Raw genomic sequence first — 7,808 nt, 5'->3', positions numbered from 1 at the left:
GGGGCCCCCCCCCCCCCCCCCCSGCCACTACCGGGGCATTCAAAGCGGCGTGAAGCGAATGGCCTGCCCACCGCCCGGCGCCAGCACCAGCGTCAGGGCATCGGCGCTGGTCACCTCGTGGGTTTCGCGGGCGAACGCGAACGGGTTGCTGCGGAAATCAGCGCCTTGGCCATCGCGGTAGATCTCGGCGCGGTAGCGCACGCCTGGCTCCAGGAAGCCCAGCGACACCGGCAGCACACGTCCGTGTTCGTCGGTGATGCTGCCGAGGAACCAGTCGCGGCTGTTGCGGTCGCGGCGCACGATCGTCACGTAGTCGCCCACTTCGCCATCGAGCACGCGGCTCTGTTCCCAGTCCACCGCCACGTCTTCGATGAAGCGGAACGCCTCGCGATGCTGCAGGTAGTGCTCGGGCAGGTCGGCGGCCATCTGGATCGGGCTGTACAGCACCACGTACAGGGCAAGCTGGCGGGCCAGCGTGCTGGGGATGGCCTGACCGTGGCGGCCCTTCAGGCTGAGGATGCCGGGGGTGTAATCCATCGGCCCGGCCAGCATGCGGGTGAACACCAGGTTGACCTCGTGCTCCGGCGGGTTCGGCGGCTGGCCCCAGGCGTTGTACTCCATGCCGCGCGCGCCTTCGCGCGCGATCCAGTTGGGGTAGGTGCGGCGCAGGCCGGTGTCCTTGATCGGCTCATGCGGGTTCACCGACAGGTGCCGGCGCGCGGCCTCCTGCACCACCTTCAGTTGGTGGCGGGCCATGAACTGCCCGTCGTGCCATTCGCGCCAGAGCGGGCCGCCAGCCGGATTACGCCGGTCGACCTGGCCATCGTCGCAGACGTAGCCGGTCTTGAACTGGTCCACGCCCAGCCGTGCGTACAGGTCCAGCGCGGCACCCAGCTGGTCCTCGTAGTGCTCGATGGCACAGCCGGTTTCGTGGTGGCCGATCAGGTGCACGCCCCTTTTCAGGCCATACGCCGACACTGCTTCGATGTCGAAATCGGGCGTCGCGCGGGTGAAGTCGAAGTCGTAGCCGTTGCCTACCCACATGCCGTCCCAGCCGGGGTTCCAGCCTTCCACCAGTACGCCGCGGAAGCCGTGTGCAGCGGCGAAGTCGATCACCTTCTTCGTCTTGGCGGTGGTGGCCGCATGCTTTGGCCCGGTCGCCCAGCTCTCGTTGTCCAGGTGCATCGACCACCACACCCCGAGGTACTTGGCTGGCTTCACCCAGCTCACGTCGCCCAGCGCGTTGGGCTCGTTGAGGTTGAGGATCAGGTCCGATTCGACCAGGCCACCTGCGCGGTCAGCAATCTGCAGCGTGCGCCACGGTGTGGCGAAGGGCAGGGCGCGGCGCACCTTCCAGCCTTCGGCCGAAGGCGACAGCTGCGCGCGCAGGCGCTGGCCTTCGCTGCGGCGCAGCCACATGCCGGCGTAGTCCACCAGCGCGGCCTCATGAATCGCCACGTGCAGCCCATCGCGGCTGCGCAGGGTCATTGGCGTATGCACCAGCGGCACTTCGCGCAGCGGCGTGCGCTGGTACAGGTATTCGTAGTGGATCGGCTCGCCGGCAGGAATCCACCAGGCGGTTGATTCCGGCGCGATGGCGAACTCGGTCAGTTCGTCATCGATGATCGCTTCGCGCAGGTTGGGCTGCTCGGGGAACACGTAGCGGAAGCCAAGGCCGTCGTCGTACACGCGGAACACCACGTCCAGGCGGCGCTTGCTGCCGGTGGTTTCGGCCAGCTGCACGGTCAGCTCGTTGAAGTGGTTGCGGGTGAGCCGGCGTTCGCCCCAGGGCTGTTCCCAGCTTTCATCGACGCTGCGTTGCTGCTGGCCGATCACCGCAAGATCACGATCCAGCCGGCCGTCGCGCAGGGCGAAGCCCAGCTTCGAATCCTCCACCACGGTCCCGCCAAAACGCTCGACGCGGTAGCGCGCGGTACCGCCGTCCAGCACCAGGCTGGCCCTGAGCACTTTGCCCGGCGATTCGACACTGACAACCTGCGGCGCAGCCTGCGACAGCGCCGCCATTCCCAGCAACGCCAGGCCGAACATGTGCGCCAGCGCGCTGCGTACAGCAGTGGGTGACATCGGCATTTCCCCTCCCAAGGCGCCGTTGGCAGACCCGGACCATAAGCCAGCGCGGCCGGCGCGCTACCGCGCAACGCCATGAATACGTATGCAGCTGGACGCAGCCGACAGCCCCGCGTCTACCATGGGGCCAAGGCACCTTGAGGGAGGCGCCGCGCCCGCCCGCCGGCAACGACGGTACGGACCTACAACGCGTGCAGAGAGGGAGGGAGGCCGACGGGCGCAAGCCGGTCCGCCGCTTCGATGCTGAAGATCATTTGCCTGACCGCTGCCCTCGGGGCAGCGCTGGGATCGACCGCGCAGGCGGCCGACCTGCAATTCGACGGCCGCCATGCGCGTGCCGAAGCCGCAGCCAACGGCAGCTTCGTGCTGCATGCGCCGAAGGGGGCCGTGCGGATCGCAGCCGCACCGATGCGCAGCCAGACCGGCAGCGTGATGTTCGATGCGCTGTTTGCGCTGGCCCAGCAGGACATGGACCAGGACCGCGTGGAGGCGATCCGCGACCCTGCGTTCGACGAAGGCCGGCCGGTGCCGTGCGAGTGTTTCCAGACCGGCGAGCGCTGGCCCTATGTCTGGACCCGTGATGTCAGCTTCGCCGCCGATCTGGCGTTGGCGCGGCTGGACCCGCAGCGCACCCGTCAGTCGCTGCAGTTCAAGCTGTCGGCGGCCCGCGATGGTCAGACGCCCGGCCTGTTCGTGGCGCAGGACACTGGTTCCGGCGGCAGCTGGCCGATCAGCAGCGACCGCGTGGTGTGGTTCCTGGCCGCGCGCCACCTGCTGGATGATCCGGCGTTTGCCGATCAGGTCTGGCAGGCACTGCAGGGCACGCTGGCGCAGGATCGCGCGATGGTGTTCGACGCGCAGATGGGCCTGTACCGGGGGGAGACCTCGTTCCTGGACTGGCGCGAGCAGACCTATCCTGACTGGACTGGCAAGGATGTGCGCTTCATTGGTGATTCCTATGCGTTGTCCACCAATGTGCTGCACTACCAGGCGCTGCGCCTGGCTGAACGGCTGGCCGGCCGGCACGGCGATACCCGCGTGGCCGACTACAAGGCGTGGGCCGATGCGCTGGCGCAGCAGATCGATGCGCGCTTCTGGCGCGAGGACACTGGCCAGTACATGAGCTACATCGGTGAAGCCGCACACCCGGTGCCGTACGCCAAGGTCGATCTGCTCGGCCTGTCGCTGGGCATCCTGGCCGACGTGCTGCCGCCCGAGCGCGCGCGGCGTGCGCTGGCGGCGTACCCGATGGGGCCGGCCGGCAGCCCGGTGGTCTGGCCACAGGAAGCGCAGCAACCGATCTACCACAATCGCGCGATCTGGCCGTTCGTCAGTGCCTACTCGCTGCGTGCGGCACGGCAGCTGGATGATGCACCGCGCATCGCCGCCGAGATCCGCTCGCTGATGCAGGGTGCCGCGCTGGCCGGCTCCAACATGGAAAACTACGAACTGGTCACCCAGGCCGTCCATGTGGATGACGGCGCACTCAGTGGCCCGGTGGTCAACTCCGAACGCCAGCTGTGGTCGGTGGCGGGGTACCTGTCGATGGTGGTCGAAGGCGTATTCGGCATTCAGGACGATGGCCGCGTGCAGCCCAAGCTGCCGGCGGTGCTGGTGCCGGAGCTGTTCGGCACGCAGCGCAGCATCAGCCTGGAAGTCGCTGGCAAGCGCTACGTGCTGGAGCGCCCGCAGAGCGTGGGCGATGGCTTGCTGGTGGCGGGCAGGACCACCACGCGCGGCACGACCACCACGATGCAGCTGGTCGCTGCACCGGCAGCAACTGGTTTCACCGCCACGACGGCGGATGCCAACGCGCGTGCGCCGGCCACACCGGTGGCGCCGCAGGCCCTGCGCAAGGGCGCGGGCTGGGACGTCCAGGTCGCCGCGCATCACGTGTTGTGGCAGGACGGCAAGGCGGTCGCCGCCAGCAACGGCGTGGCGCGCATCAGCGACGATGGCCTGCAGCACTGCCTGAGCCTGACCTATCGCCAAGGCGCGCTGGAATCACTGCACAGTCCGACGGTCTGTGTCGGACCGCAGCAGCTGCTGAAGGGGGAGCAGCACTGGCAGTTCACTTCGGCCAACGCCGGGTACGTGCGGCTGCGGTTGCAGTACGCCAACCCGAACGGCCCGATCAACACCGGCGTCACCGCTGCGGTGAAGCAGCTGGCGCTGCAGTGTCCCGGCCAGCCGCTGCAACGGCACACGATTGCCTTGCCGCACAGCGTGGGCGTACAGGACTCCACGGCGGCGACGTTCGCGGTGCGCAGGGGCCGCTGTACGGTCACGCTTGAAGAGGGCTTCAACATGAGCGCGCTTGAACACTTCGCGCACTACACCGGTGGCAAGGGCGGGCGCGACGGCGTGCTCAACCAGGCGCAGGTGCAGGCGCTGAAGGTGGCACCGGTGGCGATGGAAGAGGGCGCACGATGAATCGTCCCGCCAAACCGCAGCTGTCGTTCTGGCAGATCTGGAACATGTGTTTCGGCTTCCTTGGCATCCAGTTCGGCTTCGCGCTGCAGAACGCCAATGCCAGCCGCATCTTCGAGACGCTGGGCGCGGACATTGATGCGGTCCCAGGGCTGTGGATCGCCGCACCGCTCACCGGCCTGCTGGTGCAGCCGGTGATCGGCTACCTGTCCGACCGCACCTGGACGCGCTGGGGCCGCCGCCGTCCGTTCTTCATGATCGGTGCCGTGCTGACCACGCTTGCCCTGCTGGTGATGCCGAACTCGCCGACGCTGTGGATCGCCGCCGGCACGCTGTGGGTGCTGGACGCTTCGATCAACGTATCGATGGAACCGTTCCGTGCCTTCGTCGGTGACCAGCTGGCGCCACGCCAGCGCCCCACCGGCTATGCGATGCAGAGCTTCTTCATCGGCGTGGGCGCGATTGTCGCCAGCTTCCTGCCGTTCATTCTCGCCCACTTCGGCGTGGCCAATACGGCTGCCGCCGGTGAAGTGCCGGACACCGTGCGTTACGCGTTCTACTTCGGCGCGGTGGTGCTGCTGGCGGCGATCACCTGGACCGTGGTGAGCACCCGCGAGTACTCGCCGGCGCAGCTGGCCGCATTCGACGATGCCGAGCCACCGGCGCACCATGCCGCGCGCGTGATCAGCGGGCCGGCACCGTGGACGCAGGTGGCGGTGTGGCTGGGACTGGGTGTGCTGCTGGCCCTGCTGATCGCCTGGCGCCAGGGTGACAGGATGCTGTACGTGCTGGCGGGGCTGTGTGCAGGCTACGGCCTGCTGCTGGCCGTGGCCCGCGCGTTGCCTGGCACGCATATGCTGGCCGCCATCGTCGGCGACCTGCGGGCGATGCCGGTGACGATGCGGCGTCTGGCCTGGGTGCAGTTCTTCTCGTGGTTCGCGCTGTTCGCCATGTGGATCTACACCACCGCAGCGGTGGCCGGTGTCCACTTCGGTTCGGCCGACCCGAAGACGGCCGCCTACAACGAGGGCGCCAACTGGGTGGGCGTACTGTTCGGCGCCTACAACGGCTTCGCTGCGCTGGCCGCGGTACTGATTCCACCGATGGTGCGTGCCATTGGCCTGCGCTGGAGTCACCTGGTCAACCTGTGGCTGGGCGGGGCGGGGCTGGTCTCGCTGATGTTCATCCGCGACCCGCACTGGTTGCTGCTGTCGATGGTCGGCGTCGGCTTTGCCTGGGCGTCGATCCTGTCGCTGCCGTATGCACTGCTGTCCGACAGCGTGCCAGCGTCGAAGATGGGCGTGTACATGGGCATCTTCAATTTCTTCATCGTGATCCCGCAGCTGGTCGCGGCCAGCGCGCTCGGCTTTGCCCTGCGCGCCTGGCTGGGTGGCCAGCCGATGCATGTGCTGGTGCTGGGCGGCTGCAGCCTGTTCGTGGCCGGCCTGTGCGTGCTGCGGGTTCCGTCCCGTCCGGAGGTGGTGTGATGCGTGCTGTGCTGGCTGTAGCTGTTTCCCTTGCCCTGTTCGCTGGCCAGGCCGTGGCCACACCGCGCCCGGACTATGTGGGCACCACCGAGCCGTTCGCCAGTGATGCGGTGTACTTCGTGGTCACCGACCGCTTCGTCAACGGCGATCCGTCCAACGATCACCGCGACCAGGGCGGCACGCATCGCACCTTCGATATCCCGGTGCCATGCCCGGACAAGGTGGACGGCAACATCGGCTACCTCGGCGGCGACTTCCGCGGCGTGCTCGACAATGCGCAGTACATCCGCAGCCTCGGCTTCGGTGCGGTGTGGATTACCCCCATCGTCGACAACCCGGACGAGGCGTTCACCGGCAGCAAGCCGATCAGCTGCACCAGTACGCTGACCGATCGCGGCAAGACCGGCTACCACGGCTACTGGGGCATCAACTTCTACAAGCTCGATGAGCACCTGCCCAGCAAGGACCTGGACTTCGCGGGGTTGACCAAGGGCCTGCATGGCGCAGGCCTGAAGGTGGTGCTGGACATCGTCGGCAACCACGGCTCGCCGGCCTGGACCATGCCGACGCGGCAGCCGCAGTTCGGCCAGATCTTCGACAAGGACGGGAAACTGATTGCCGACCACCAGAATCTGCCGCCGCAGAAGCTGGACCCGAAGCACAACCCGCTGCACGCGTTCTACAACAACATCGGTCCGGTCGACAGCAAGGATGGCTCGATCTTCGATGGCAACCTGGCTGAGCTGTCGGACTTCAACCAGGACAATCCGGCGGTGATGGACTACCTGGTGGGTGCCTACCTGCAATGGGCCGCGCAGGGCGTGGACGCGCTGCGCATCGACACCATCGGCTGGCTGCCGCACCCGTGGTGGCACGCCTTCGTCAAGCGCATCCGCGCCGAGCATCCGGGCATGTTCATGTTCGGCGAGGCGTTCGACTACGATGCCGCGCGCATTGCGGAGCACACCTGGCCGGCCAATGCGAACGTGAGCGTGCTCGATTTCCCGTTGCGCGGTGCGCTGGAACAGACGTTCGGAACGGCAGGAAAAAGCTTTGAAACGCTGGCCGAGCCGCTGCACCTGACCGGCGGCCCGTACGCCAACCCGTACGAGCTGATGAGCTTCTACGACAACCACGACATGCCACGCCTGCAGGCCAGCGACAGCGGCTTCATCGACGCGCACAACTGGCTGTTCACCGCGCGCGGCATTCCGGTGGTTTATTACGGATCGGAAACCGGCTTCATGCGCGGCCGCGCCGAGCACGCCGGCAACCGCGCCTACTTCGGCCAGCCGCGTGTGGATGCGGCCCCGCAGAGCCCGATCTTCGCGCCGCTGCAGCGCATCGCCAGGCTGCGAGAGGCCACCCCGGCGCTGCAGCGTGGCCTTCAGGTGAACGAGCGCCTGCAGGGCGATGAAGCGGTGATCTTCCGCGTGCTGCAGCACGATGACGTGGCCCAGACCGCGCTGGTGCTGCTGAACAAGGGCGACAGGGCAAAGAGCTTCACTGTGTCGCGTTACGTCCAGGCGGGCCGCTGGCGCGATGCGCTGGACGGCGGTTCGTTGCAGGTGAACGGTCCGCTGAAGGCCGACGTGCCCGCGCACGGCGTGAAGGTCTACGTGCTGGACGCCGCCGTGCAGCAGCCGGCATTGCAGGCCGAGCTGGACAAGGCGATGGCCGACCAGCGGGCGCGGGACCAGCGGCTGGGACGGTAGTGCCGGCCGCTGGCCGGCACCCCTTGAATCCACGGCACCTGCAGATGCCGGCCAGCGGCCGSCACTACCGGGTTCGGCCGCATCCGGC

General features: G+C 67.7%; 4 protein-coding genes. 3 read left to right on the top strand and 1 reads right to left on the bottom strand.

Annotation, left to right across the window (positions count from 1 at the left end; translation table 11 throughout):
• Positions 1-39: 39 nt before the first annotated feature.
• Positions 40-2,091 (bottom strand): glycoside hydrolase family 97 protein, encoded by a 2,052-nt coding sequence (locus tag D7T59_RS14505; protein WP_180863253.1) that lies wholly within the window; start codon positions 2,089-2,091, stop codon positions 40-42.
• Between the two features lie 237 nt (positions 2,092-2,328).
• Between D7T59_RS14505 and D7T59_RS14500 the strand changes: the two genes are divergently transcribed.
• From D7T59_RS14500 to D7T59_RS14490, 3 genes are read left to right on the top strand one after another with little or no spacing between them, the layout of a single operon-like run.
• Positions 2,329-4,521: an MGH1-like glycoside hydrolase domain-containing protein gene (locus D7T59_RS14500; RefSeq protein ID WP_180852304.1), complete on the top strand. Its 2,193-nt coding sequence runs from the start codon at positions 2,329-2,331 to the stop codon at positions 4,519-4,521.
• Positions 4,518-6,005, top strand: coding sequence for an MFS transporter (locus D7T59_RS14495; protein WP_164137280.1), 1,488 nt, complete (start codon positions 4,518-4,520; stop codon positions 6,003-6,005). Before D7T59_RS14500 ends, D7T59_RS14495 begins: the two co-directional genes overlap by 4 nt.
• Complete coding sequence (locus D7T59_RS14490; protein ID WP_180852305.1) at positions 6,005-7,720, top strand: alpha-amylase family glycosyl hydrolase; 1,716 nt, start codon at positions 6,005-6,007, stop codon at positions 7,718-7,720. The genes D7T59_RS14495 and D7T59_RS14490 overlap by 1 nt, the downstream gene beginning before the upstream one ends.
• The last annotated feature ends 88 nt before the right edge of the window (positions 7,721-7,808 follow it).

Origin of the sequence: Stenotrophomonas maltophilia, assembly GCF_013464915.1 — a bacterium.
Lineage (GTDB): Bacteria > Pseudomonadota > Gammaproteobacteria > Xanthomonadales > Xanthomonadaceae > Stenotrophomonas > Stenotrophomonas maltophilia_AT.
This window is presented reverse-complemented; position numbering and strand designations above follow the sequence as displayed.